General features: G+C 61.3%; 21 protein-coding genes and 1 pseudogene. 13 read left to right on the top strand and 9 right to left on the bottom strand.

The features are described 5' to 3' along the window. The first annotated feature begins 7 nt into the window (after positions 1-7). From melA to MGEO_RS13940, 6 genes are read left to right on the top strand one after another with little or no spacing between them, the layout of a single operon-like run. The gene (gene melA / locus MGEO_RS13965) at positions 8-1,348 is read left to right on the top strand and encodes an alpha-glucosidase/alpha-galactosidase (protein WP_085638927.1); all 1,341 of its coding nucleotides are present in this window, start codon (positions 8-10) and stop codon (positions 1,346-1,348) included. Beyond that, the gene (locus MGEO_RS13960; RefSeq protein ID WP_085638924.1) at positions 1,349-2,122 is read left to right on the top strand and encodes an SDR family NAD(P)-dependent oxidoreductase; all 774 of its coding nucleotides are present in this window, start codon (positions 1,349-1,351) and stop codon (positions 2,120-2,122) included. Next, the gene (locus MGEO_RS13955) at positions 2,119-3,021 is read left to right on the top strand and encodes a 2-dehydro-3-deoxygalactonokinase (RefSeq protein ID WP_085638920.1); all 903 of its coding nucleotides are present in this window, start codon (positions 2,119-2,121) and stop codon (positions 3,019-3,021) included. Before MGEO_RS13960 ends, MGEO_RS13955 begins: the two co-directional genes overlap by 4 nt. Further along, complete coding sequence (locus MGEO_RS13950) at positions 3,018-3,623, top strand: 2-dehydro-3-deoxy-6-phosphogalactonate aldolase (RefSeq protein WP_085638918.1); 606 nt, start codon at positions 3,018-3,020, stop codon at positions 3,621-3,623. The genes MGEO_RS13955 and MGEO_RS13950 overlap by 4 nt, the downstream gene beginning before the upstream one ends. Then, positions 3,623-4,468 (top strand): SMP-30/gluconolactonase/LRE family protein, encoded by an 846-nt coding sequence (locus MGEO_RS13945; RefSeq protein ID WP_085638915.1) that lies wholly within the window; start codon positions 3,623-3,625, stop codon positions 4,466-4,468. The genes MGEO_RS13950 and MGEO_RS13945 overlap by 1 nt, the downstream gene beginning before the upstream one ends. Beyond that, a complete protein-coding gene (locus MGEO_RS13940; protein WP_085638912.1) occupies positions 4,465-6,387 on the top strand; it encodes a beta-galactosidase in 1,923 nt (640 codons plus the stop codon). The genes MGEO_RS13945 and MGEO_RS13940 overlap by 4 nt, the downstream gene beginning before the upstream one ends. On the opposite strand, the gene MGEO_RS13935 is transcribed toward MGEO_RS13940, so the two are convergent. From MGEO_RS13935 to MGEO_RS13925, 3 genes are read right to left on the bottom strand one after another with little or no spacing between them, the layout of a single operon-like run. After that, a complete protein-coding gene (locus MGEO_RS13935; RefSeq protein WP_085638909.1) occupies positions 6,384-7,352 on the bottom strand; it encodes a glucokinase in 969 nt (322 codons plus the stop codon). The two genes, MGEO_RS13940 and MGEO_RS13935, sit on opposite strands and share 4 nt — an antisense overlap. Position 7,353: 1 nt before the next feature. After that, complete coding sequence (locus MGEO_RS13930) at positions 7,354-8,682, bottom strand: GH1 family beta-glucosidase (RefSeq protein WP_085638906.1); 1,329 nt, start codon at positions 8,680-8,682, stop codon at positions 7,354-7,356. A gap of 12 nt (positions 8,683-8,694) precedes the next feature. Further along, positions 8,695-9,720 (bottom strand): substrate-binding domain-containing protein, encoded by a 1,026-nt coding sequence (locus MGEO_RS13925; protein WP_085638961.1) that lies wholly within the window; start codon positions 9,718-9,720, stop codon positions 8,695-8,697. 241 nt (positions 9,721-9,961) lie between these two features. Between MGEO_RS13925 and MGEO_RS13920 the strand changes: the two genes are divergently transcribed. From MGEO_RS13920 to uvrA, 6 genes are all read left to right on the top strand, one after another. Then, the gene (locus MGEO_RS13920; RefSeq protein ID WP_085638903.1) at positions 9,962-11,230 is read left to right on the top strand and encodes an ABC transporter substrate-binding protein; all 1,269 of its coding nucleotides are present in this window, start codon (positions 9,962-9,964) and stop codon (positions 11,228-11,230) included. Between the two features lie 132 nt (positions 11,231-11,362). Beyond that, entirely contained in the window at positions 11,363-12,382 is a 1,020-nt protein-coding gene (locus tag MGEO_RS13915) for a carbohydrate ABC transporter permease (RefSeq protein WP_085638900.1), read from the top strand. 13 nt (positions 12,383-12,395) lie between these two features. After that, complete coding sequence (locus MGEO_RS13910; RefSeq protein ID WP_085638897.1) at positions 12,396-13,553, top strand: carbohydrate ABC transporter permease; 1,158 nt, start codon at positions 12,396-12,398, stop codon at positions 13,551-13,553. Between the two features lie 70 nt (positions 13,554-13,623). Beyond that, the gene (gene bglA, locus MGEO_RS13905; RefSeq protein WP_085638894.1) at positions 13,624-15,282 is read left to right on the top strand and encodes a beta-galactosidase BglA; all 1,659 of its coding nucleotides are present in this window, start codon (positions 13,624-13,626) and stop codon (positions 15,280-15,282) included. Positions 15,283-15,307: 25 nt separating this feature from the next. Next, positions 15,308-16,396, top strand: a complete 1,089-nt coding sequence (locus MGEO_RS13900) for an ABC transporter ATP-binding protein (protein WP_085638891.1) — start codon at positions 15,308-15,310, stop codon at positions 16,394-16,396. Between the two features lie 155 nt (positions 16,397-16,551). Next, entirely contained in the window at positions 16,552-19,416 is a 2,865-nt protein-coding gene (gene uvrA / locus MGEO_RS13895; RefSeq protein ID WP_085638888.1) for an excinuclease ABC subunit UvrA, read from the top strand. A gap of 4 nt (positions 19,417-19,420) precedes the next feature. On the opposite strand, the gene MGEO_RS13890 is transcribed toward uvrA, so the two are convergent. From MGEO_RS13890 to MGEO_RS13875, 5 genes and pseudogenes are all read right to left on the bottom strand, one after another. Further along, complete coding sequence (locus MGEO_RS13890; RefSeq protein ID WP_085638884.1) at positions 19,421-20,995, bottom strand: Hint domain-containing protein; 1,575 nt, start codon at positions 20,993-20,995, stop codon at positions 19,421-19,423. Between the two features lie 142 nt (positions 20,996-21,137). Continuing rightward, positions 21,138-22,064 carry a 3-hydroxyisobutyrate dehydrogenase gene (gene mmsB / locus MGEO_RS21895; protein ID WP_332908317.1) on the bottom strand — a complete coding sequence of 309 codons (927 nt, stop codon included), beginning with the start codon at positions 22,062-22,064 and terminating at the stop codon, positions 21,138-21,140. Further along, positions 22,047-23,057 (bottom strand): annotated as a pseudogene (locus tag MGEO_RS21890) (enoyl-CoA hydratase/isomerase family protein); the annotation flags it as partial. The pseudogene MGEO_RS21890 and the gene mmsB, both read right to left, overlap by 18 nt. A 100-nt stretch (positions 23,058-23,157) precedes the next feature. Beyond that, a complete protein-coding gene (locus tag MGEO_RS13880; RefSeq protein WP_085638878.1) occupies positions 23,158-24,297 on the bottom strand; it encodes an acyl-CoA dehydrogenase family protein in 1,140 nt (379 codons plus the stop codon). A gap of 76 nt (positions 24,298-24,373) precedes the next feature. Next, on the bottom strand, positions 24,374-25,501 hold the full coding sequence (locus MGEO_RS13875; RefSeq protein ID WP_085638959.1) for a carboxylate-amine ligase: 1,128 nt from the start codon (positions 25,499-25,501) through the stop codon (positions 24,374-24,376). A 158-nt stretch (positions 25,502-25,659) separates the two neighbouring features. Here MGEO_RS13875 and MGEO_RS13870 point away from each other — a divergent pair, with 158 nt between their 5' ends. After that, positions 25,660-26,337, top strand: a complete 678-nt coding sequence (locus tag MGEO_RS13870) for an alpha/beta hydrolase family protein (protein WP_106299202.1) — start codon at positions 25,660-25,662, stop codon at positions 26,335-26,337. A 12-nt stretch (positions 26,338-26,349) separates the two neighbouring features. On the opposite strand, the gene MGEO_RS13865 is transcribed toward MGEO_RS13870, so the two are convergent. After that, the gene (locus MGEO_RS13865) at positions 26,350-26,781 is read right to left on the bottom strand and encodes a hypothetical protein (RefSeq protein ID WP_085638872.1); all 432 of its coding nucleotides are present in this window, start codon (positions 26,779-26,781) and stop codon (positions 26,350-26,352) included. Between the last annotated feature and the right edge of the window lie 13 nt (positions 26,782-26,794).

The following is a 26,794-nucleotide window of genomic DNA, read 5'->3' as shown; positions in this document are numbered from 1 at the left end:
ACAGACCATGACACGCATCGCCTTTATCGGCGCAGGCTCGACGATTTTCATGAAGAATATCGTGGGTGACGTTCTCCACTTTCCGGCGCTGGAGGGGGCCACCTTTGCGCTGATGGATATCAATGAGCAGCGTTTGGAGGAATCCGCGCTGGTGGCGCGTAAGCTGATTGCGGCGTCCGGGCGGTCTGCGCAGGTGGAGACCACGACGGACCAGCGCCGCGCATTGGCCGGGGCGGATTTCGTCGTCACCGCGTTTCAGATCGGCGGCTACGAGCCATCGACCGTGATCGATTTCGACATCCCCAAGCAGTATGGGTTGCGTCAGACCATCGGTGACACATTGGGTGTCGGCGGCATCATGCGCGGCCTGCGCACCGTTCCGCACCTCTGGCGCGTCGCCGCCGACATGGCAGAGCTGTGCCCCGATGCGACGCTACTGCAATACGTGAATCCGATGGCGATCAACACCTGGGCGATTGCCGAAAGCTATCCGGGTGTGAAGCAGGTGGGCTTGTGCCATTCGGTGCAGAACACGGTTGAAGAACTGGCGCATGATCTCGATCTGCCGAAAGGCGAGATCCGCTACCGGGTCGCTGGTGTGAACCACGTGGCCTTCTTTCTTGACCTGACGCACAAGGGCAAATCGCTCTATCCGGCGCTGCGGGAAGGTTATCGCGTGGGCAGCCTGCCCAAACCGCCGCTGTTGATGCCGCGCTGCGCCAACAAGGTTCGCTACGAGGTGATGGAACATCTGGGCTATTTCTGCACCGAAAGCTCTGAACATCTGGCCGAATATGTCCCGTGGTTCATCAAGTCGGGCCGCGAGGATTTGATCGACGCCTTCAGCGTGCCACTGGACGAATACCCCAAGCGTTGCATCGAACAGATGGCGGACTGGGCTGATCAGGCGAAAGCCTACCGCACGGCGGATCAGATCGACTTCAGGAAAAGCCACGAATTCGCGGCCGAGATCATGAACGCGATGGTCACCAACCAGCCCTACACGATCTATGGCAACCTGTCGAACCGGGGTCAGGCGCCGCAACTGCCAAGCGGGGCTGCGGTCGAGGTGCCCTGCATGGTGGATGCAAACGGAATCCAGCCCACGGTGATCGATGACATCCCGCCGCAACTGGTCGCGCTGATGCGCACTCAGATCAATGTGCAGGAGCTTGTGGTCCGCGCGCTGGTGGACGAAGACATCGAACATGTCTACCACGCCGCCATGATGGATCCGCACACCGCCGCCGAACTGGACCTCCGCCAGATCCGCAGCCTTGTGACCGATCTCTTGGCTGCGCATGGCGACATGCTCCCCGAATTTGCACGACTGAAGAAAGCCGCCTGAATGACCACCTACGCGACATTCCACGATCTCAAGGATGCGTCCGTTTTCATCACGGGCGGCGGCTCCGGCATTGGGGCGGCCTTGACAGACGGGTTTCTGGGGCAGGGCGCGAAGGTGGCCTTTGTCGGGCGTTCAGACGCGTCCGGTTTCGTGGCCGAGATGGCGGCCAAGCACGGTGCAGCACCGCTCTTCATCCCATGCAACATCACCGACACCGCCGCCTTGCAATCTGCCATCGGACAGGCGGCTGAGGCGCATGGCCCGATCACCGTGCTGGTGAACAACGCCGCCAACGACAAACGCCACAGCGCGCTCGATGTCGATCAGGAGTTCTGGGACTGGTCCACCTCGATCAACCTCGACGCCTATTTCTTTGCCTGTCAGGCTGTGATCCCCGGCATGAAAGCGGCGGGTGGCGGCGCAATCGTCAACTTCAGCTCCATCAGCTACATGATGGGAAACGCAGGCTACATCGCCTACACCACATCGAACGCAGGCATCACGGGCATGACGCGCAGCCTTGCGCGGGAATTCGGGCCAGACAACATCCGTCTGAACGCCCTGGCGCCCGGCTGGGTGCTGACCGACAAGCAGAAAGAGCTCTGGGCCGACCCCGCATCTCTTGCCGCGCATCTCGACAAGCAATGCCTCAAGGAACACCTCGTCGAACAGGACGTGGTCGATGCCACGCTGTTCCTCGCCTCCAACACCAGCCGCATGATGACGGGCCAGACGCTGGCCGTGGACGGCGGTGTCGTGACGGTGGCAGCATGACGGATTGGCTCGCAGTTGACTGGGGGACATCTCACCTGCGCGTCTGGGCGATGACCCAGAGTGGTACAGTGCAGACCCGTCGCGGCAATGATGCCGGGATGGGGACGCTCTCGCGCGACGGGTTCGAGCCTGCGCTGCTCGATCTGGCCGGGGACCTGCTCGGCACCGGCAAAACGCCTGTGATCGTTTGCGGCATGGCCGGATCGCGCCAGGGCTGGGCCGAGGCAAAATATGTGGCCGCCCCCTGCACCCCGCCCGGGATCGACCGGGCGACCCATGTACCAACAAGAGAGCCGCGCCTGTCAGTTCACATCCTGCCCGGCGTCAAGCAGACCAATCCCGCCGACGTGATGCGCGGCGAGGAAACCCAGATCGCCGGATTCCTCGCGCTCAATCCGAAATTCGACGGTGTGATCTGCCTTCCGGGCACCCATACCAAATGGGTGCATATCAGCGCGGGCGAGATTGTCAGCTTCCGCACCTTCATGACCGGAGAGATGTTTGCGCTCCTGTCGCAGCAGTCTGTCCTGCGCCACACGGCGTCCGGCGACGGCTGGGACGCCACGGCCTTTGCCGATGCCATCTCCACGGCCATGTCGAACACATCCGATCTTGCCGCGCGGCTTTTTTCCATACGGGCCGAGGGCTTGCTGAACAATCTTCATGCAGATCAGGCGCGCACGCGCCTGTCCGGTCTGCTGATCGGTGCCGAACTCGCCGCCGCGCGGCCCTATTGGCTGGGCCAGCATGTGGCGCTTATTGGCGATGATAAACTGTGCAAGGCCTACGCTGATGCTTTGGGCGCTCAGGGCCTGCCGGTCGAACGCACCGATGCCGAACGCATGACACTGGAAGGGCTCAAAGCGGCCTACGCGGCGCTCAGGGAGACCACGCAATGACCCGCAAGATCATCGCCATCCTGCGCGGGATCGCCCCGGATGAGGCCGTACCGATCACCGAAGCACTGATCGACGCAGGCATCACCTCCATCGAAGTGCCGCTCAATTCGCCGGATCCGTTCTCGTCGATCAAGCAGATGGTCGACGCGTTCGGCCAGACCGCTCTGATCGGTGCGGGCACTGTCCTGAACCCGGACGATGTGCAGCGCCTGCATCAGATCGGCGCGGGGATGGTCGTGTCGCCCGACTGCAACCCGCGTGTGATCGTGGCGACAAAACAGGCGGGCATGAAAAGCTATCCCGGCGTGATGACGCCCACCGAATGCTTCACCGCGCTGCGCAATGGGGCGGATGGGTTGAAGCTCTTTCCCGCCTCTCTGATCGGGCCGGAGGGATTGAAGGCGATCAAGGCCGTCCTGCCGCCTGGCACCGAAACGTTTGCCGTGGGCGGTGCAGGCCCGTCGAACTTTGCCGACTGGCGCGCGGCGGGTGTGAATGGGTTCGGTATCGGCTCCGCGCTCTACAAACCCGGCGCATCTGTTGCCGAGATAAAAACCCGCGCGGCAGAGATTGTCGCGGCCTATGACGCGGTGATGTCCTGATGGCCAATATCTTCAGCAATACTGTCTGCACCCTTGGTGAAGGCCCGCTCTGGCACCCGGAGGAGCAGGTGCTGTACTGGTTCGACATCATCGGCAAGACGCTTTACCGCAGCGACGGGACCGATGAACAAAGCTGGGACTTCGATGAACATGTCTCTGCCGCCGGCTGGATCGACACCGGCGTTCTGCTCATCGCCAGCGAAACGTCGCTGTCGGTCTTCGAGACCGAGACCGGCGAAAGCACCTTCCTTCACCCGCTGGAGGCCGACAATCCGATCACCCGGTCCAACGATGGCCGCGCCGACCCGTGGGGCGGGTTTTGGATCGGGACCATGGGCAAGAACGCCGAACCGGGGGCGGGGGCGATCTACCGCTACCATGACGGCACGCTGACCAAGCTGTTCGACAGGATCACCATCTCCAATGCGATCTGCTTTGCGCCGGATCGCAGCCATGCCTTTTACACAGACACGCGCAAGCGCAAGATACTGAAGGTGGCTCTGGACGAAGACGGCTACCCGGATGGCAAGCCGACACTGTTCACCGATCTGACCGCTGCTGAGCTGAACCCCGATGGCGCGGTCGTCGATGCCGAGGGCAACCTTTGGGTCGCGCAGTGGGGCGCCGCGCGGGTGGCCTGCTACGGCCCCGATGGCGCGTTGATCCGCGCCATTGCCGTGCCCGGCGTGCAGGCCAGTTGTCCGGCCTTTGGCGGTCCGGATCTGACCACGCTCTACGTCACCACCGCCGCTGACGGGCTCGACCCCGCTGGTGAAAATGACGGCAAGACTTTTGCCATACCCTCCGGCACCACAGGCCAGAAAGAACACCAAGTCATCCTATGAAACGCACGCTCGGCACCTGCTATTACCCCGAACATTGGCCGCGCGCGATCTGGGAGGAAGACGCCGCCCGCATGGCCGCCCTTGGCCTCACCTGGGTCCGCATCGGCGAATTCGCATGGTCCCGGATCGAACCGGCACAAGGCGATTTCCGGTGGGACTGGCTGGACCAAGCGATCGACGTCTTGGGCGCAGCGGGCCTCAAGGTCGTTCTGGGCACGCCAACCGCCACACCGCCACGCTGGGTCTGTGACAAGCATCCCGACATGTTCGCGGTTGATGCGCAGGGCAACCCGCGCGGGTTCGGCTCGCGCCGTCACTACTGCTTCAGCCACGAGGGCTATCTTGACGAATGCCGCCGCATCGTCACCGAGGTCGCCAAGCGCTACGGCAGCAACCCGCATGTCGCGGCGTGGCAGACGGACAATGAATACGGCTGCCACGACACGATCCTGTCCTACTCCAACGCCGCCCGTCAGGCGTTCCGGGGCTGGCTGCGCGCACGCTATCCGGGGCAGGGCAATGATGGCGACATTGACGCCCTGAACGCCGCGTGGGGCAATGTGTTCTGGTCGATGGAGTATGACGATTTCGACCAGATTGACCTGCCCAACCTGACCGTGACCGAGCCGAACCCCGCGCATGTGCAGGCGTTCCGACGGTTCTCTTCCGATCAGGTGGTGCGCTTCAATCGTGTGCAGGTGGAGATCATCCGAAAGTACTCGGATGCGCCGATTTCGCACAATTACATGGGTCGGATCACCGATTTCGATCATTTCGCGGTTGGCGAAGACCTCGAAATCGCCACATGGGACAGCTACCCGCTGGGCTTCCTCGAAGACCGTGTGGGCGCGTCGCCAGAGAACCAGCGCCACTATGCCCGTCAGGGCGATCCGGACTTTCAGGCGTTTCACCACGATCTTTACCGCGCGGTAGGCAAAGGCCGCTGGTGGGTCATGGAGCAGCAACCCGGCCCGGTGAACTGGGCACCCTACAACCCGGCACCGTTGCCGGGCATGGTCCGCCTCTGGACGTGGGAGGCGTTTGCCCACGGGGCCGAAGCGGTGTGTTACTTCCGCTGGCGTCAGGCCCCCTTTGCGCAGGAACAGTTGCATGCGGGCCTCTTGCGCCCCGACAGCGTGATCGCGCCGGGCTATATAGAGGCGGAGCAGGTGGCACACGAACTGACCGACGCCCCGGATGTGTCGATCACGCAAGCGCTCGTCGCGCTGATCTTCGACTACGACGCGGCATGGGCGTGGGAGGTGCAGCCGCAGGGGCAGGGGTTGGATTATTTCGGTCTGGTCTTCGACCTCTACCGTGCGTTCCGGCGGGCGGGTGTGACCATCGACATCCTGCCGCCGACGCAGCGCGACTTCACCGGATACCGTGTGGTGGCCGCACCCGGCATGATGACCATGCCCGATGACCTGAAGTCTGCACTTTCAGAATGTGATGCCGAGGTCCTGATCGGACCACGATCGGCCGCCCGAGATGGTGACTTCACCATCCCCGTGCCGCTCCCACCCGCATGGCCGGGGCTGGATGTGACCGTGTCGCGGCTCGAAACCCTGCGCCCGGACATGCCGATCCTGGTGGCCGAGGGCGGGGCGGTGAAGAACTGGTTCGAGCATCTGGAAGGCGGGGCCGAGACGGTCTTTGCGACAGAACACGGGATGTCTGTCGCGATGCGCTCCGGCAGCACGACCTATTGCGGGGGCTGGGGGGACGACGTGTTTTTTGACCGTTTGGTAAAATATCTCTGCGACCGGGCCGAAGTAGACACCATCACCCTGCCGATGGGGGTCCGCCTGCGCGACACGGGCGCAGAACGGTTTTGGTTCAACCACAACCCGCACGACGTTGAGATTGCAGGAAAAGTCCTTGGTCCGGCTGGCGTGATACGGGCGCTGAAGGCTTAATCCATCAGCTCCATCAGATGCGCCGCCGAACCAGTCAGGGCGGCGTAGTCGTCCTCGACAAGATGCACCGGGAACTGTTCCATGAATTCCGAGAACCGGCCCTTGTCGTGGAACGCCTCACGGAAGCCCAGGCGCTCCAGATGTGGGGCGAAGTGGCGCGCCACGCCACCGATCAGGTAAATGCCGCCGAAGGGCAGGTGCACCAGTGCCAGATTGCCTGCCGCGCGCCCCATCATCCGGACGAACATGCGCGCTGCCTCTTCCGCGATCTTGCTGGAGCCGTCATTGACCGCCTGCATGATCCCGCTTGCATCCAGAGGCGCATCGACTCCGGCTTCGGAGCACAGCCATTCATAAACCCGCTCGAACCCGCGTCCGGACAGAATGTCCTCAAGACCCGGCGTTCCATGCTTTTTCGCGATCCAGTCGAGCAGGCGCAACTCGTCCGCGTTCTGCGCGGGCAGGGAAACGTGGCCTGCCTCGGACGGGGGGACAAGCGTGCGGTCCCCGAGGCGGTACACCGCCGCCGCGTTCATGCCGGTGCCGATCCCGATAACAAGCCGTGCCGCCTTCGGGCCTGTTTTCTGTCCGGGAAGGATGGTTTGCAGAACCTCCGGCTTGAGAAGATCAAGCGCGTGCCCCTGTGCCTGAAGGTCGTTCAGAACGGCAACGGTCTTGGCACCGGTGGCGTCGGCAACCGAGTCGCGGTCCACGGTCCAGCTCAGGTTGGTCAGTTCCCCAACCCCGTCGCGCACCGGACCCGCCATCGCAACGCAGGCGCAATCCGGAACCACCGTCTGATCCGCAAGATACGCGCGGAGGACCGACAGAAGATCGGGATGTTCAGCGTTGCGGAAACGCTTGATGGTGTCGGTTCTGACTGCGCCGCCATCGGTCAGGGCAACACGGGTGTTGGTGCCGCCGAGATCGGCGACCAATGCTGTGACGGGTGTGGTCTCGGTCATGTCAGGTCCTGATCAACGCGGAAGTCAGCGCGTGATAAGAGGATTTTGGCGTCCGGTCCAGTGTGTCGAAATCCACATGGACAAGGCCAAAGCGTTTTTCGTACCCGAGCGACCATTCGTAATTGTCCATCAGGGACCAGATGAAATAGCCCTTCACCGGCGCGCCATCGGCCAAGGCGCGCTGTACCGCTGCGACATGCTGGTTGAGGTAGTCGATGCGGTGTGGGTCATCGACCACGCCGTTTTCGATCACATCCGGTGCCGCCATCCCGTTTTCGGTCACATAAAGCGGCAGGTCGCCAGTATATTCGCGTGCGGTGCGGGTCAGGAAATTGTAGAGGCCATCCGGATAGATCTCCCAATCCATGAAGGTCTTGGGCAACGGGCCTTCAACCTCGTGGTGGCTGGGCCATGCCCCGTCGTCCGGCGCGATGATCTTGCGGGTGTAGTAGTTGATCCCGCACCAGTCGAGCGGGGCCTGGATGATGCCGAAATCCTCCTGCCAGCCCTTGGGCATATGAGGCTCCAACCCTTCCATCACATTTGCGGGGTATTCCCCCTTGAACACACCCGACATGAAGAAGTGGTTGTAGTAGCCGTCATACAAAGCCGCCGCCTGCTGCGCTTCTGCGCTGTCGTCGGCAGGTGTGGCCCATTCCATGTTGAACACACCGCCAAGGTTTCCCATGCCCAACCCGCGCATCACCTGAATGGCCGTGCCATGCGCCTTCAACACATGGTGCATCGCGTGGGCCGTCGCGCGGATGTCGCGCAAACCCGGTGCGTGGTGGCCAAGGAAATGCGACAGCCAGCCCACGCACCACGGCTCGTTGATCGGTGCGACCGAGAACATGCGGTCGCCGATCCGGCCCATGATGACCTCGGCGAAATCGCCGAACCACTTGGGCAGATCCGGATTGCGCCAGCCGCCCAGATCCGCAAGCGCCACAGGCAGTTCCCAGTGATAGAGCGTGGCACAGGGTTTCAGGCCGCGTTCGAGCATCGCGTCCGTCAACCGGTCGTAGAAATCCAGACCTTCGGGATTGGGCGCACCGCGCCCGTCCGGCATGACCCGCGCCCAGCTTGTCGAAAAGCGATAGGCGTCGAGGCCTGCGGCCTTGACCAGATCAAGGTCCTCTTCGAACCGGTGGTAATGGTCACAGGCAAGGTCGCCGTTTTCGGCACGCACCACGTTTCCGGGGGTGGCCGCGAAGGTGTCCCAGTGGGTTTTGCCCGCGCCGCCGAAGGCGTGACCTTCGATCTGATAGCTGGACGTTGCGGTGCCAAAGAGAAAATCGTCAGGAAAGTCCTGCCGTGTGAAGCTCAACATCGAAGATGTCCCTTAGGTTGAGGCGGGTCCCGTTGACCGGCCTATGATGAGTTCCGCCTCAAGAAGGCGCGATTTCGGAGCATGTTTGGGTGACGCGATCAGAGACAGCAGCATTTCGGCGGCCTCACCGCCGGCATAGCGGACAGACGACCGTAAGGCGGTGAAGATCGGAACGTCATCGCCGTTCTCGAGATAGCTGAGCGCGTCGTCATGGGTGATGATCGACACGTCCCGCGCCAGCACCAGACCGGCTTCGTGAACGGCCCGCCGCACGCCAATGGCGGTGATGATCGACGAACAGACAAACGCGGTGGGGGGCAGGTCGCGGGCCAGCATCTCTTTCGCGGCGCGGTATCCGTAGACCTCGGTCATCTCTTCGCTTCGCATCAGGGCAGGGTCAGGCGACATACCATGATTGCGCAGCGCGTTTTCGTATCCCTTGCGCCGCCGGAAGGCGAAATCCATGTGCTCAAGACCGTTGAGCAGGGCGATGCGGCGGTGGCCCAGCTCGATCAGGAACTGGGTGCCGCGCTCGAACGCGCCGCGATTGTTCACGTCGATCCATGAATAGGGCAGGTTCACATCGGTCGAGCGTCCGTGAACCACGAACGGCAGCCCGATCCGAAGCAGCAGGGCGATACGCTCGTCGTTGATCACCGGGCCGTGCACGATGATCCCGTCAACCGTGCCACGCGCCTTGATGTCCTGATAGGCGCGCACCTCTTCCTGATCGGGTACCAGCGTAAGCATCATGTCATAGCCCGCGCGGGCATAGGCTTCGCCGGCGCCCGCGATGAAATCGCCAAAGACCGGATTCACCATTTCGTGCTGGTTCGAGACCGGGATCACATGGCCGATGGCCAGCGCGCGGCCCGTTGCCAGTCCTTTCGCGCGTGTGTTTGGGCGATAATTCAGGTCCTGCGCCGCCTTGAGAACGCGGTTGCGGGTGTTTTCATTGACTTCGGGATACCCGTTCAATGCGCGACTCACCGTGGTCTGCGACAGGTTGAGATATTCCGAAAGTTGTTTGAGATTCACGGTATACGTCCAAAGCGCTTTGAATTTTCGCTGCAAGTTAGACACAATTTCCACGACATGCAAAGCCCCTTTGCGCGCGTAAAAATTCTGCAAGGCAGCAAAAATATTGAGTTTTTCTGCATCTGCACTGGATTGACAGACGCTAACAAATGGGAGACTTTCAAACATCCAAAGCGCTTTGGAGTGATTCCGAGGCGGGGGATAAGTTAGGCGCTAACATGCGCAACTTGGGAGGTACCTTATGAAAAAGACACTCACATCGAGTGTGGCCATCGCCGCGCTGTGCTCCAGCGCCGCTTTCGCCGAAGATCTCACCGTGTTCGGCCCATGGCTTGGCCCGGACCAGGCCAATGTCGAGCAGGTGCTGGCGGATTTCGCGGCGAAGTCCGGCCATAACGTCAGCTACGTCGGCTCCGACAGCTTCGAACAGCAGATCGTCGTGGACGCCGAGGCTGGCTCTGCGCCGAACATCGCTGTGTTCCCGCAGCCGGGTCTGGCGGCGGACATGGCATCGCGTGGCTTCCTGACCCCGCTCAAAGATGGCACTGCAGACTGGGTTCGCGAGAACTACGCCGCCGGTCAGTCCTGGGTTGACCTTGGCACATACGCCGGTCCGGATGGTAGCGACAACCTCTACGGTTTCTTCTACAAGGTCGATGTGAAGTCGCTGGTCTGGTACTCGCCGGAGAACTTCGAGGATGCGGGTTACGAAATCCCGACCACGATGGAAGAACTGAAGGCGCTGACCGATCAGATCGTCGCGGATGGCGAGACACCGTGGTGCATCGGTCTGGGGTCCGGTGGCGCAACCGGCTGGCCCGCCACCGACTGGGTCGAAGACATGATGCTGCGCACGCAGACACCAGAGGTCTATGACCAGTGGGTGTCCAACGACATCCCGTTCACCGACGAGCGCGTTGTTGCCGCGATCGAGGAATTCGGCGCGTTTGCCCGCAACGACGACTACGTGGCCGGTGGGGCCGGTGCCGTGGCATCGACCGACTTCCGCGACAGCCCGAAAGGTCTCTTTGCAGCGCCGCCGCAGTGCTACATGCACCGTCAGGCGTCGTTCATCCCGGCCTTCTTCCCGGAAGGCACCGAAGTGGGCGCCGATGCGGACTTTTTCTACTTCCCGGCCTATGAGGGCAAGGATCTTGGTTCTCCGGTTCTGGGTGCAGGCACGCTCTGGGCCATCACCAACGAAAACCAGGCCGCACATGATCTGATCGCGTATCTTCAGACGACCGATGCGCACGAGATCTGGATGGGCAATGGCGGCTTCCTGACCCCGCTCAAGGGCGTTGACAGCTCCAAGTTCATCGACGCGCCGACCGCAAAGATGAACGACATCCTTCTGGGCGCCACCACGTTCCGCTTTGACGGGTCCGACCTGATGCCGGGTGGCGTCGGTGCCGGGTCGTTCTGGACCGGAATGGTCGATTATGCTGGTGGCAAAGATGCTGCCGCTGTGGCCGGTGAAATCCAGTCCAGCTGGGACGCGCTGAAGTAAGCGCACTCCATGACATGAAGGGCTGCGCGGGCAATCGCGCAGTCCCAACGCGGAAAGCTGCGAAGTCAAGACCCCGTTAATGGGCCTCCCAGTGGCACACACTGGATCATCACTCATCTTTGGGAGGGACAGATGAATCCCGCAATTCAAGGTCTGTTGACCATTGCCATCGGCGTTGGCGGCTGTCTGAGTTACTTCTATTTTTCCAACCAGTTTCTCGACAAGGTTCTGTTTCCTGCCAAAGGGCCCAACGCAGGCCGCAACATCAACCGCGCCAATCTTGTGCGCCCGTGGCTGTTCCTGCTGCCTGCGATCCTCGCTCTGGGCCTGTACCTTGCCTATCCGGTGTTCGAGACGATCCGCCTGTCGCTGACCGAGCGCCAGACACTGTCCGACGGTACAACCGTCTACAATTTCGTCGGTCTCGCCAATTATGCGCAGATGTCCGAGGACCCAAAGTTCTGGGAAGCGCTGGTCAACAACATGTTCTGGCTGATCGTTGTGCCCGCCGCCTCAACCGCATTCGGTCTGCTGGCCGCACAACTGACCGACCGGATTTCCTGGGGAAATCTCGCGAAGTCGCTGATCTTCATGCCGATGGCGATCTCTTTTGTCGGCGCGGCGGTGATCTGGAAACTGGTCTATGACGCGCGTCCGCCGGGCACGGAACAGATTGGTGTGCTCAACGCGATCTATGTCTGGCTGACGGGCAATGACCCGCAGCAATGGCTGACCACACCGTTCTGGAACAGCTTTCTGCTGATGATCGTTCTGATCTGGATCCAGACGGGCTTTGCGATGGTCATCCTGTCGGCGGCCCTGCGTGGTATCCCGGAGGAGACCATCGAAGCCGCCATCGTTGACGGGGCCAACCCGTTCCAGATTTTCTTCAAGATCAAGATGCCACAGATCGCGGGCACAATCGTCGTTGTCTGGACGACCATCACGCTTGTCGTGCTCAAGGTCTTCGACATCGTGTTCGCTATGACCAACGGCCAATGGGGCACGCAGGTTCTGGCCAATTACATGTTCAACCAGTTGTTCGTGGCCCGGGATTGGGGCGTGGGGTCTGCCAGTGCGATGATCATCATGCTGCTGGTGACGCCGATCCTGTACTGGAACGTGCGCAATGCGCGCAAAGAAATGCGCTGAGGAGGGACGGAGCATGGACAATATCGCAGGCACCAAATCCTCTCTGACCTGGGTGGTGCATATCTCGGTAGCACTTCTTGTGGCGCTCTGGCTGTTCCCGACGGTGGGTCTTTTCGTGTCGTCCTTCCGGACAGCCGACCAGATCGCAACGTCCGGCTGGTGGAACGCGCTGTTCCCGACGGAACAGAGCCTTGTTCTGCGCGCGGCCGCACCGGATGCACAGATGCAGGAGGGCGGGCTTTACGTCATCGAAGGCAATCTCTTCGAGGGCGAAGGCCTGTCCGACGACATCGATATGTCGGCATGGGGCACATCCTCGCGCGATGTTGCCGCCTATGCACCGGGCGACACGGCGGATCTGGGCGATGGTGAAACGATCACGGTGCAGGCCAATGGCGACTACCGCATCGAAAGCCCGGCCGAAATGTCGGGAAGCCGTGGCCAGCGCGTTTTCGTAACTGCCGAACTGCCACCGGATTTCACCCTTGCCAACTACCGGCAGGTGCTTCTGTCGGGGGACGCAACCGACAGCATGGCCAAGGCCTTCTTCAACACGCTGACGGTCACGATCCCGGCGACGATCATTCCCATCGTGGTCGCGGCCTTTGCCGCCTACGCGCTGGCCTGGATGGACTTTCCGGGCCGCGCCCTGCTGATCGCGATTGTTGTCGGTCTGCTGGTGGTGCCGTTGCAACTGGCGCTGATCCCGCTTCTCAAGCTTCACCTGGGGATCGGCATAGGAAAGGGGTATCTCGGGACCTGGATGGCCCATACGGGGTTTGGCCTTCCTCTGGCGATCTATCTCTTACGCAACTACATGGTCGGCCTGCCTCGGGACATCATCGAGAATGCCCGCGTGGATGGCGCGACCGAGTTCCAGATCTTCACCAAGATCATCCTGCCGCTGTCCTTCCCGGCGCTTGCCAGCTTTGCGATCTTCCAGTTCCTCTGGACATGGAATGACCTGCTGGTGGCCAAGGTGTTCCTGATCGACGCGACAGGACAGACAACGGTGATGACCAACCAGATCGTGGAGCTTCTGGGCACGCGCGGCGGCAATTGGGAAATCCTCGCCACCGCAGCCTTCGTGTCCATCGCAGTACCGCTTCTGGTGTTCTTCGCGATGCAGAAATACCTCGTGCGCGGCCTTCTGGCCGGCTCGGTCAAGTAACGCGTCCCGCCGTCAGGCGGGGCCAACTCCCACACGCATCCGTGGATGCGGATGCAAGGAAAACAGGACAATGAACGTGGCAAACACTCTGGCCGCAGAAAACACAGCCGTGGACAATGACTGGTGGCGCGGTGCGGTGATCTATCAGATCTACCCGCGCAGCTTTCAGGACAGCAATGGCGACGGGATCGGCGATCTTCTGGGGATCGCGCACCGGCTGCCCTATGTGGCGTCGCTTGGCGTGGACGCCATCTGGATCAGCCCGTTCTTCACCTCTCCGATGAAGGATTTCGGTTACGACGTCAGCGACTATTGCGACGTCGATCCGATGTTCGGATCACTCGCGGACTTTGACGTGCTGGTTCAGACAGCGCACCGTCTGGGCATCCGGGTGATGATCGACCTCGTGCTGTCGCACACCTCGGACCAGCACCCGTGGTTCCAGCTCAGCCGGTCGAGCCGCGACAACGAGAAAGCCGACTGGTACGTCTGGTCCGACCCGAAGGACGACGGCACGCCGCCGAACAACTGGCTGTCGATCTTTGGCGGGTCTGCGTGGCAATGGGATGCGCGGCGCGAGCAGTATTACATGCACAACTTCCTGACCTCGCAGCCGGACCTGAACTTCCACAACCCGGATGTGCAGCAGGCGCTTCTGGACGTGACCCGGTTCTGGCTGGATCGGGGTGTGGACGGGTTCCGTCTCGACACGATCAACTTCTATTTCCACGACAAGGAACTGCGCAGCAACCCGGCGCTGCCCAAGGAACGGCGCAACTCGACCATCGCGCCGTCGGTGAACCCGTATAACCATCAGGAACACCTCTATTCCAAGAACCAGCCCGAAAACCTGGCGTTTCTCGAACGCTTCCGCGCGCTTCTGGACGAATACGAAGGCACGACCTCCGTGGGCGAAGTGGGCGACGCGCAGCGCGGGCTTGAGATCATGGGCGAATACACCAAGGGCGAGAACCGCATCCATATGTGCTACGCGTTCGAATTCCTGTCCGGCGTGGAACCCACCGCCGACCGCTTTGTAGATGTGCTGGGCCATGTGGACGAGGTCGCCTCGGACGGGTGGGCGTGCTGGGCGTTCTCGAACCATGACGTTGTGCGCCACGCAAGCCGCTGGAACCTGTCGCCGGCCGCACAACGCCTGTTTGCGACGCTGCTGATGTGCCTGCGCGGATCGGTCTGTCTCTATCAGGGCGAAGAACTCGGCCTGCCTGAGGCCGAAGTCGGCTTCGAGGATCTGCAGGATCCCTACGGCATCGAATTCTGGCCGGAATTCAAAGGCCGGGATGGGTGCCGGACGCCGATGGTCTGGCAGGCGTCGAACCAGAATGGCGATTTCACCACGGGTCAGCCGTGGCTCCCGGTCAGCCATGATCATCTGCATCGCACGGTACAGCAACAGGAGGACGACCCGGCCGCGATCCTGCATCATTACCGCCGCGCCATCGCGTTCCGCCATGCGCAGCCCGCGCTGGCCAAAGGCGACCATGACGGGGTCAAGAGCACGGACACAATTGTGCATTTCACGCGCAGTTACGAAGGCGCGACGATTTTCTGTGCCTTCAATCTGAGCGATCAACCCGCAACGATGGACATGCCATCGGGCAACTGGGCGCAGATCGGTCTGGAACTGGGGAGTGCCGGACCGCAAGCCGACGGCAAACTGCATCTTGGCCCGTGGCAGCCTTGCCTCGCGCTGAAAATGACATCCTGACGATCAGGATAAGGGAGGGACAGACATGGCCAATTTGAAATTGACGAATGTCGAAAAAACCTACGCGGGCGCAGTCAACGTGCTCAACAATATCAATCTCGACATCGAAAAGGGCGAACTGATCGTCTTTGTCGGCCCATCCGGCTGTGGCAAGTCCACGCTGCTGCGGATGATCGCCGGTCTGGAAAAGATCACCGGTGGCACGCTGGAAATCGACGGGCAGGTGGTCAACGACATGCCGCCGGCGATGCGCGGGATTGCCATGGTGTTCCAGTCCTACGCGCTCTATCCGCACATGACCGTGCGCGAGAACATGAGCTTTGCGCTCAAGATCGCCAAGAAACCGCAGTCCGAGATCGACGCGGCAGTGGAACGTGCCGCCAAGATGCTGCAACTCGACCCCTATCTCGACCGTCTGCCCAAGGCGCTGTCCGGTGGTCAGCGTCAGCGGGTTGCGATTGGCCGGTCGATTGTCCGCGATCCCAAAGTCTATCTGTTCGATGAACCGCTCTCGAACCTCGATGCGGCGCTGCGCGTCGCCACCCGGATCGAGATCGCGCAGCTCAAGGAACAGATGCCCGAAAGCACGATGATCTACGTGACACACGATCAGGTCGAAGCGATGACACTTGCCTCCCGCATTGTCGTTCTGGCCAACAAGGGGATCGCGCAGGTCGGGGCGCCGCTGGAGCTGTATGAACGGCCTAACAGCGAATTCGTGGCGCAGTTCATCGGCTCCCCGTCGATGAACCTGCTTCCGGGTGAAATCGTGGGCACCGGCCAGCAGACCACCGTCAAGATGGACGGCGGCGGGGTGGCGGTGTCGGATTACCCGACCACCGATGCCGATATGGGTCTTAAGGTGAATGTCGGCGTCCGTCCCGAGGATTTCGTCGGCACATCCGGCGATCACATCTTCGAAGGCCGCGTGGAGATCACCGAAGCCCTTGGCGAGGTGACGCTGCTCTATTTCGAAAAGCAGGGCGACGGTCACGCGGTCATCGGGAAACTGCCCGGCATCCATGCGGAACTGCGCGGCAAGACCGTCAAGCTCGGCGCGTCACCGGACAAGGTCCACATCTTTCACAACGGAACATCGTTGTTGTACCGGTAACAAATGCGATCCGGACATCGCGGCGGCCCCGGGCAACCCCGGGGCCGTTTGCATTTCCTGTGGGCAGTTTTGTAAGTTCCGGCTTTGTTCTCATTTTTCGATTGGAGAAACCGATGCCGTCAACTATGTGTTAACCGACCGCATCGGGGGACTGTATGGCCGAGCTGAAAAACATCGAGGTGCGCGGCGCACGCGAGCACAATCTCAAGAACATCGACGTGGATATCCCGCGCGATCAGCTTGTGGTGATCACCGGCCTGTCCGGCTCCGGCAAATCCTCTCTGGCGTTCGACACGATCTATGCCGAAGGCCAGCGCCGCTATGTGGAATCCCTGTCGGCCTATGCGCGGCAGTTTCTCGACATGATGGAAAAGCCGGATGTTGATCACATCTCGGGCCTGTCCCCAGCCATCTCCATTGAACAGAAAACCACGTCGAAGAACCCGCGCTCGACCGTTGGTACGGTGACCGAGATCTACGACTACATGCGTCTGCTGTTCGCGCGGGTAGGCACGCCCTACAGCCCCGCCACCGGTCTGCCCATCGAGGCGCAGCAGGTGCAGGACATGGTGGACCGCGTCATGGCCATGGAGGAAGGCACACGCGCCTACCTGCTTGCGCCCATCGTCCGCGACCGCAAAGGCGAATACCGCAAGGAGTTTCTTGAACTGCGCAAGCAGGGCTTCCAACGGGTCAAGGTGGACGGCCAGTTCTACGAATTGGACGAGCCGCCCACGCTCGACAAGAAGTTCCGCCATGACATCGACGTGGTGGTGGACCGTCTTGTGGTGAAAGAGGGACTCGAAACCCGACTGGCCGACAGTTTCCGCACGGCACTTGATCTGGCGGACGGCATTGCCATTCTCGAAACCGCGCCGTCCGAAGGTGAACCGGAACGTCATACCTTCTCGGAAAACTTCGCCTGCCCGGTGAGCGGGTTTACCATTCCCGAGATCGAACCGCGCCTGTTCTCGTTCAACGCGCCGTTCGGGGCCTGTCCGGATTGTGACGGGCTTGGGGTGGAACTGTTCTTTGATGAACGGTTGGTGGTGCCGGATGCGACGCTCAAGATCGCTGATGGTGCGCTGGCGCCGTGGCGCAAAGGGAAATCCCCGTATTTCCTTCAGACCATCGAGGCGCTCGCAAAGCATTATGAATTCAACAAGAATTCCCGCTGGAAAGACCTCGATCCGCATGTGCAGCAGGTCTTCCTGTACGGATCCGGCGATGAGGAAATCCCGTTCCGCTACGATGAAGGCGGGCGCGTCTACCAGGTCACCCGTACCTTCGAGGGCGTGATTCCGAATATGGAACGCCGCTACCGCGAGACCGACAGCAACTGGATCCGCGAAGAGTTCGAGCGCTATCAGAACAATCGCTCCTGTGGCACATGCGGCGGCTATCGTCTGCGGGAAGAAGCGCTGGCGGTGAAAATCGCGGGGCTTCATGTTGGTCAGGTCGTCGAGATGTCGATCAAGGAGGCGTTCGCCTGGTGCAAGACGGTGCCCGAGCACCTCACTAACCAGAAGAACGAAATCGCCCGCGCGATCCTCAAGGAAATCCGCGAACGCTTGGGCTTTCTGAACAATGTGGGTCTCGAATACCTGACGCTGAGCCGCAATGCGGGCACGCTGTCCGGTGGTGAGAGCCAGCGCATCAGGCTGGCCAGCCAGATCGGCTCGGGCCTGACCGGCGTGCTCTACGTGCTTGACGAACCCTCGATCGGCCTGCATCAGCGCGACAATGACCGCCTGCTGGGCACGCTGAAATCCCTTCGGGATCAAGGCAATACCGTGATCGTGGTCGAACATGACGAAGAAGCGATCCGCGAAGCCGATTACGTTTTCGACATCGGTCCGGGCGCAGGTGTGCATGGCGGTCGCGTGGTCGCAAAGGGGACACCTGCGCAGGTGGCGGACGATCCCGCCTCGCTGACCGGGCAATATCTCAGCGGCACACGCGAGATTTCCGTTCCAGCTGAGCGGCGCAGCGGCAAAAAGGGCAAGTCGATCAAGGTGGTCAATGCGACCGGCAACAACCTGCAGAATGTGACCGCAGAATTCCCGTTGGGCAAGTTTGTCTGCGTCACCGGGGTATCGGGTGGCGGCAAGTCCACGCTGACCATTGAAACCCTCTTCAAGACGGCCTCCATGCGTTTGAACGGCGCACGCCAGACGCCCGCGCCCTGCGAGACGATCAAAGGGTTGGAACATCTGGACAAGGTGATCGACATCGATCAGCGCCCGATTGGCCGCACACCGCGATCCAACCCGGCGACCTATACCGGTGCCTTCACCCCGATCCGCGACTGGTTTGCCGGTCTGCCGGAAGCCAAGGCGCGGGGGTATAAGCCCGGTCGGTTCAGTTTCAACGTCAAGGGCGGCCGCTGTGAGGCGTGTCAGGGCGACGGCGTCATCAAGATCGAGATGCACTTCCTGCCCGATGTCTATGTCACCTGCGAGACCTGCAAAGGCGCGCGTTACAACCGCGAGACACTGGAAATAAAGTTCAAAGGCAAGAGTATAGCGGATGTTCTTGACATGACGGTTGAAGATGCGCAGGAGTTCTTCAAAGCCGTGCCCGGCATCCGCGAAAAGATGGACGCGCTTGTGCGCGTGGGGCTGGGTTACATCAAGGTGGGCCAGCAAGCGACGACGCTGTCGGGCGGCGAAGCGCAGCGCGTGAAGCTGTCAAAAGAGCTGGCGAAACGGTCCACCGGTCGGACGCTTTATATCCTTGATGAACCAACAACAGGCTTACATTTCGAGGATGTACGTAAACTTCTTGAAGTGTTGCATGAGCTTGTGGATCAGGGCAATTCGGTCATCGTGATCGAGCACAACCTTGACGTGATCAAGACGGCCGACTGGCTGATCGATATCGGCCCCGAAGGTGGCGATGGCGGCGGCCAGATCGTGGCAACCGGCACTCCGGAAGAGGTGGCGGACGTGCCCGCGTCCCATACCGGGCGTTATCTCAAACCGATGCTGAAGCCGAAGAACACGCTGGCGGCTGAGTGAACGATCAGGCGGCGCGGGCCTGCAGGGCCTGCGCCTCGTAGCTCTTGAGGATCGGACGCGCCGCTTCCCAACCAGAGCCATCGATATCGGCCAATTCCGGGAAGAGGGTGATGATTTCCTCGCACGACTCCTCGGAAAAGGTGTGCCGCATCATCGGGCCGGGCAGGTAGCTTTCCGACATAAGCCCATGGGAGGATAAAATCTGGTGTTCGTCGAACAGCAGATGCACATAGGTCACGTCCGTATCACGCTCCTCGCGCAGCACCGTCTTGCCGTTCACAAGGTCCTTGGCCTTGACCAGAATCTCGGATTCCCCGAACAGCAGTTCCGCCCAGATATCACAGACCAGAACCCGGTGCTGTGGTGATAGCCACACGTCAGAGGTCGCGCCGTAACTCCCTGCCTTGATGCGGATCGGGGCGAACCTGTCTTTCGCTTCGATAGCGCGTGATCCGGCCCAGCGAACCGGTTGCGGCCCGCGGTCCAGTGTCATCACCAGATCCCCGGGGCGCAGGGTCTCCACAGGAACGGCACCACTGGGGGTGTCAATCAGTGTGCCCGCGACAAAACAGGGAAGCTGGTTGACCTGAACGATCCCCGTGTCGTCATTCCCGAGCCCATCGTTCATCGTGTAGGTGAAGTAGGCGGTCTCGATATCGCCGTCCGAAAACACGGTGAGCGTGCCATCGGCATTGAGTGTCACGGTCTGACCGGAGGTCAGCGTGACGGTATCCCCGGCAACCACTGCAACGCCGTTGATATGGGTGATCGTCATCGTCCCGCCGGTGGCAATGTCGTTTGCCAGCACGTCGATCGTCTTTGAGCTGTTCAGCCCGACATTCAGAGAGTCGTCCTGTGCAATGATGGTCGACTGCACGGACCCGCCTGCGATCAGGAAATTCGTGTCGTAGTTGGGATCCGACACGTCCGCGACGCCCATCTTGATGGTGTTGGGGACCCCCGGATTGACCGGCGCAACGAAGGTCAGGGTAACGGTGAACCCGTCCATCTCTGTGTTGAACTGGTCGGCGGTGTTGTCGTTGTAGAGGTTCGGCGCGGTGGCGCTGTTGATGTTGCCGATCGACGCTTCGCCATTGCCGATGGACACCGTGGCCTGTACGCCATTGACCCAGACCCCGACCGTGTCGAGGAATTCGGAATTCACGAATTCGGGGTATTCGTCAGACGCGATGACAAAATCGACGGTGATGAAATCGCCGTCGGGAGTGAAATCGACCTCAAGGAAAGACGCGTCAAAGGTGCGGCGTCCGGCCAGCGCGTCGAAATCGGCATCGCCGTTGACGCCGCTGCTGTTCGTTCCGGTGGACGCGCTGGTGTTGGTGTCAAGGGTGCCGGAATTGTTGGTGAAGTCCTCCGCATCGCCGGTGGACAGGATGACGCCCGTATCTCCGGGAACAACGCCTGGGGAAATGGTGTTGCCGTTGGTGTAGATGCCCGACGACAGCGGATCGCCGCTGTAGGTTGCACTGTTGACGGTTACGCCGCTGCCGAAGATGGCATTCGCCATTTCCAGCGCCGTGGCGGTGGTATCAATCGGGAGTTCCTGAGCAATGGGCATCGAAGCGCCGCCTGACCGTTAACCAATTCTGACATTGGTTTTGCCCGGGCAAGGCGGCGGTTATTTGTAGCAATTGAGTTAACTTTGAGGTTCTTTGTCCCGGATTGTCGCCGGAGAGGCCTCAATTGTGGCGGGGCAGGGCCTAGCTGCGTCCGCGTTTCTCGAACCGGGGAAGCATGGCAGAGAAGTCCCGCCCTGTGCCGTCCTCGTCCTCAACGAACTGCCGGTAGAGCTCTGTGGCGGCCTGGCCCAATGGCGTATCGGCGTCGCTCGCCTCGGCGGCCTGCTGGCTCAATCGAAGGTCCTTGAGCATCAGATCGGCGGCAAAACCCGGTTTGTAGCCATTGTCCGCAGGGCTTTGCGGGCCAATGCCGGGGGCAGGGCAATAGGCGTTCATCGACCAGCTGTAGCCCGATGAGGTGCTGACCACATCGAACATCGCTTGCCGGTCGAGGCCGAGCTTGTCCGCCAGCGCAAAGGCTTCACAGGTTGCGATCATCGTCACGCCAAGGATCATGTTGTTGCAGATTTTCGCGGCCTGACCGTTTCCGGATGCGCCACAATGGACAGATTTCTGCCCCATTATCTCGAAAAGCGGCAGGGCTTTCCGATAGGCTTCCTCGGATCCGCCAACCATGAACGTCAGTGTGCCCGCCGCCGCGCCGCCGATTCCGCCCGAGACCGGCGCATCCAGCGGCAGAAGCCCTGCGGCTTCGGCATCGGTCGCCACGCGGCGTGCGCTGTCCACATCGACGGTCGAGCAGTCCAGTAGAACCGCCCCTTTGCGCATCACCGGGATCACCTGTGCGGCGACGGATTTCAGGATGTCCCCGTTTGGCAGCATGGTGACGACCACATCGGCGTCGCTGGCTGCGTCGACTGCGCTTCTGGCATTCGAGACGCCGTTGACCGTGACCGTTGCCATGTCAAAGCCGGTCACGTGATGGCCCGCCTTGGCAAGGTTCTCCGCCATCGGCGCGCCCATGTTGCCCAGTCCGATAAATCCGATTTTCATCCCGTGAGTCCTCTTCTCGAATGACAGTTTTTCGCCGGTGACCGGGCGCAGCATCGCGGCCATATCCGCAGTCGGCACCCCGTCGGGATCATGCGTCCATTTTGGCGATTTGTCTTTGTCGATGATCGCCGCGCGGATGCCTTCGATGAAATCGCCACGCTCCATCGCGCGCGATGTGAAGCGGTATTCCAGATCGAGCGCCTTGCGGATGTTCAGCGTTCCCGTGCGCAGCCGATGCAGGATCTCGACTGTGCAGGCCATCGAAAGGGGGGCATTGCGCGTCAGCTTGCCAAGGGCGGCTTCGGCAAATGTGCCGCCGTCGGACTTCAGCGCATTGAGGATATCGCGCAGTGCTTCTCCGGCGAACAGGCGGTCGATCTCGCCTTGTTCTGCCGCAAGCGGCGCATCCGGCGCGGACAGAGCCGCCGTGGTCAGTGCAGCTACATTGCCGTCGGTACACAGAGCGGCCTTGACCCCCTCCCATCGGTCTTCCGGCAGATAGAGGTTCGCAAACCCGGCATGGATGGCATCACCCGGTCCCATGCGATCTGCGGTCAGGCCAAGGTATTCTCCCAAACGTCCCGGCGCACGCGCCAGCAGGAACGATCCGCCGACATCCGGGATCAACCCGATGCCGCATTCCGGCATCGCAATCCGGCTGCTGTCCCCGACAACCCGGTGTGACCCGTGACAGCCGACGCCCACGCCGCCGCCCATGGTGAACCCCTGCAGGAAACTGACAACCGGTTTCGGGTATTCGGCGATCAGCGCATTCATACGGTATTCGTCGCGCCAGAATTGCTGTCCATAGGCGAAATCACCCGCCTTGCCTGTGGCGTACATCTGCGCAATGTCGCCGCCTGCGCAGAATGCCTTTTCCCCCTCGGCATCGATGAGCACCAGCTTGACCGTCGGATCGTCACGCCATGTCCAGAGCGCCTCTTCGAGGGACAGGCACATGTCGTATGTCAGCGCATTGAGTGCCTTCGGACGGTTGAGCGTGATGCGGCCTGCGTGGCCGTCTTTGCGGATATGGATATCGGTCATGGGTCGGTGCCTGTGATTTAGGGGGCAGGGGGCTCTGCCCCCTCGGCCCTGCGGGCCTCACCCCCGAGGTATTTGGAAAACAGAGAAGCCAGGACGGGTGTCACCTGGCCAGCATCTGCCGCGCCACGATCAGGCGCATGATCTCGTTGGTGCCTTCGAGGATCTGGTGAACCCGCAGGTCGCGGACCAGTTTTTCAATCCCGTAATCGGCGAGGTAGCCATAGCCGCCATGCAGTTGCAGGCATTGATCGACGACCCTGCTGCCGGTTTCGGTGACGAATTTCTTGGCCATGGCGCAGAACTTCGTGGCATCCGGCGCGCCGGTGTCGAGCTTCCATGCCGCCTGACGCAGGAAGGTGCGTGCGGCCTGCAATTCGATCTCCATATCGGCCAGACGGAACTGAAGCGCCTGGAACTGGTCGATGGATTTGCCGAAGGCCTTGCGTTCGGCCATGTAGGCCAGCGTGTTGTCGAGACCCGTCTGGGCGGCGCCCAGCGAGCAGGCCGCGATGTTGAGCCGCCCGCCATCCAGACCGGCCATCGCGTATTTGAACCCCCGGCCTTCCTCGCCGAGAAGGTTTTCGGTCGGAATTTTGCAATCGTCGAACTGCACCTGACGGGTCGGTTGCGACCGCCAGCCCATCTTGTCCTCAAGCCCGCCAAAGCTCAGGCCCGGCGTGCCGTCCTCGATCAGAACGGTGGAGACGCCCTTTGGCCCGTCTTCCCCGGTGCGGACCATGGCAACATAGAGATCCGAATAACCGCCGCCCGAGATGAACGCCTTCGTGCCGTTGAGCGTATAGCCTTCATTTGTCCGTTCAGCGCGGGTTTTCAGCGCGGCCGCGTCCGACCCGCTGCCCGGTTCCGTCAGGCAGTAGCTGAGCACGGTTTCCATGGTCATCGCCTTGGGCAGCACCCGCGCCTTCATGTCGTCGCTGGCGAAAGTGTCGATCATCTTGGCGCACATGTTGTGGATCGACAGGAAGGCCGCCACCGACGGGCAGGCCATCGACAATGCTTCGAATACCAGTGTTGCGTCCAGACGGGTCAATCCGGATCCGCCGCTGTCTTCGGACACATAAAGCCCCGCGAAGCCCAGCTCGCCCAACTGAGGCCACAGCTCTTTCGGAATGGTGCCCTGGGCCTCCCAGTCGCGGGCAAAAGGCGCAATATGCTCCTGCCCGAAGGCATGGGCCATGTCGAAAATCGCGGACTGTTCTTCCGTCAGGGCAAAATCCATTGCGCCGTTCCTCCCCTTGGATGCGTGAATTGAACGAGTGTTTAATTGCTAACTGTTTCAGGACTTTTGCAAGAGGTCAAAGACCGTCGTGAAACGCATCGATCAAATGGCTGACCACCGCCTGCATCTGGGCGTCCGTATCCTTACCAGCCGCTTTGGCCGCGTCCACGACCTCGCGCTGGCGGACGGTGGCATTGCCGGACAGCACGATATCGCGGGTGTTTTCCAACTCGCGCAGGCAGCGCAGGATGCCGGCATCCTGTTCAACCAGTTCGACCAGTTCCTCGGTCAGTTCGGCCATCGGCACAATCTCACCCCGCCCGAAATCGATCAGGCCATCGGTCACGCCATAGCGTTGCGCCCGCCAGCGGTTTTCGCCGATCAAGAACGGGTCGTACCGGCGCCAGCGCTGGTTGCGGATCCGCAGCCGCCACAGCATCCGCATCAGGCACTGGTTGATCGCGGCGAGGGTCAGAGCATCCTCAAGCCGCGGCTGCACATCCATGATGCGTGTCTCAAGGGTCGGGAACGCGTGCGACGGGCGCAGATCCCACCAGATCTTCGAGCTGTCCTCGATCACGCCCAGATCGACCAGAACCTGAACCGAGCGTTCATATTCCGACCAGTTGTCGAAGGTCGGCGGCAGCCCCGTACGGGGCAGGTTGTCGAACACTGAAATCCGGTATGACGCCAGTCCGGTATCTTCGCCCTGCCAGAATGGCGAAGAGGTGCTGAGCGCCAGAAGGTGCGGCAGGAAATAGGCCATCTGTCCCATCAGATCCGCCCGCAGCGCGTCATCTCCGAGGCCGACATGCACATGCATCCCGCAGATCAGCATCCGGCGCACCACGCCGCCCAGCGCATCCTGAAGATCGTTGTACCGGTCCTTGTCGGTGTGGTGCTGGCTTTTCCAGTCGCCGAACGGATGGCAGGACGCGGCGATCGGGGCAAGGTTGTAGGCCTTCGCACAGCGCGCAACGGTACTGCGCAGGCGCTTCAGGTCATCGCGCGCCTCGTCGATGTCGGCGCAGACCTTGGTGCCGATTTCTATCTGGCATTGCAGAAACTCCGGGCTGACCTGTTTTTCGAGCTCTGCCGCGCAGGCATCCATCAGGCCTTCGGGCGCTTCAGCCAGTGCAAGGCTGTCCAGATCGACAAGAAGATATTCCTCTTCGATGCCAATGGTGAATTCAGGTTCCTGCATCGCGCCCTCCCGTCTCCCTTCAGGCAAAATGACCCGACTGTTCGCAAAAAGCAAAACCTGTTCCTGCGGCATCTCGCATCGGGGGAGACAGAAAAGAGTCCATTTTTTCTGCAGAGCGGGTAGGGTTGTCGCATTACAGACAGCTTGGACTTTATTTCATGCCGACCATTTCCGACTTTGCCCTGATGTCGAGCGGGGCCTATGACCCAGTACCGACCGTACCGCGCTGGACCGCCGCCACACCGTTATACGAGCCGAATTCAGGCCTCCGATCCGTGATCTATACCGATGGCAATGTGTTCATCGTGGCCTTCCGCGGCACCGACAACCCGTCAGACCTTGTTGAAGACGCACAACTGACGTTCGGCATGAACACCGCCATGTATCCCATCGGAGAGGCCGTCGCTGCAGGCGCTGGCAATCACGGACAGGTCTACGTGACCGGCCATTCGCTGGGCGGTGCAGTGGCGCAGGTCGTGGGGTCGCGGATGGGGTTGCCCTTTGTCACGTTCAACGCGCCGGGTGTGGCGCTTGTCGCGTCTCGCAACATCTGGCAGGCAAATTACCTCGCCGTTCAGGCCCGCGCCGCCGGGGCGGTGGCCAGCGCCATCACGAACCCGAGGCAGGCCATGCGCGACATGCAGTCGGCCTTTTCCATTGCCAATGGCAAGAATTACCGGCTCAGCACCGATATCGTCAGCGCCACCGGGGTGCATTACGGTGACGTCATCACCCTGCCAGCGGGCACGGCCAACCCGCTGACCGCACACGGAATTGCGACGATGATCTCGGTTCTTGGCAGCGTGTCATCCGGAAACCTGACCTTTCCGGGTTAGGCCAGAGCGCCGTCAGACGTTCTGCGCGTCGACGCGGGCAAGCATTGTCTCGATACTGGCATACGGGACACCCAAGGCATGCAAAGCGTGTTCCTCGTCCTCGAGGACAATCGCGACCACGCCGCTTTCCGGGGTCCAGCCGTTCTTGCCCAGATTGGCCGCCTGAAGGCCGATGGGGGTCGTTGCGTAGTAGACCATGAAGGTTTCGATGCCATGACCGGACATCGTTTCCAGCTTGGTTGCCTGCAACTCCATGAATTTTGCGTAATCGCGGTCGATATCCGTCAGGCGCGTCAGATCCACCAGATGCCTGAGGCCGGGGCCGGCCAGAGGATGTTTGGCGAACTCTGCCAGAGCCTCAGCGGTTTCGCTGACCAGCATGGCGCCGGTGTAGCGCACGTAGACGAGGTTGTGGTCCGGGATGATCTGGGCTGTGACAGGCACGGGCTAAACACAT

This window comes from Marivita geojedonensis (assembly GCF_002115805.1).
In the GTDB taxonomy this organism is placed as follows: domain Bacteria; phylum Pseudomonadota; class Alphaproteobacteria; order Rhodobacterales; family Rhodobacteraceae; genus Marivita; species Marivita geojedonensis.
Note: the sequence above shows the minus strand (reverse complement) of the source record. Positions and strands in the feature narration are given on the sequence as shown.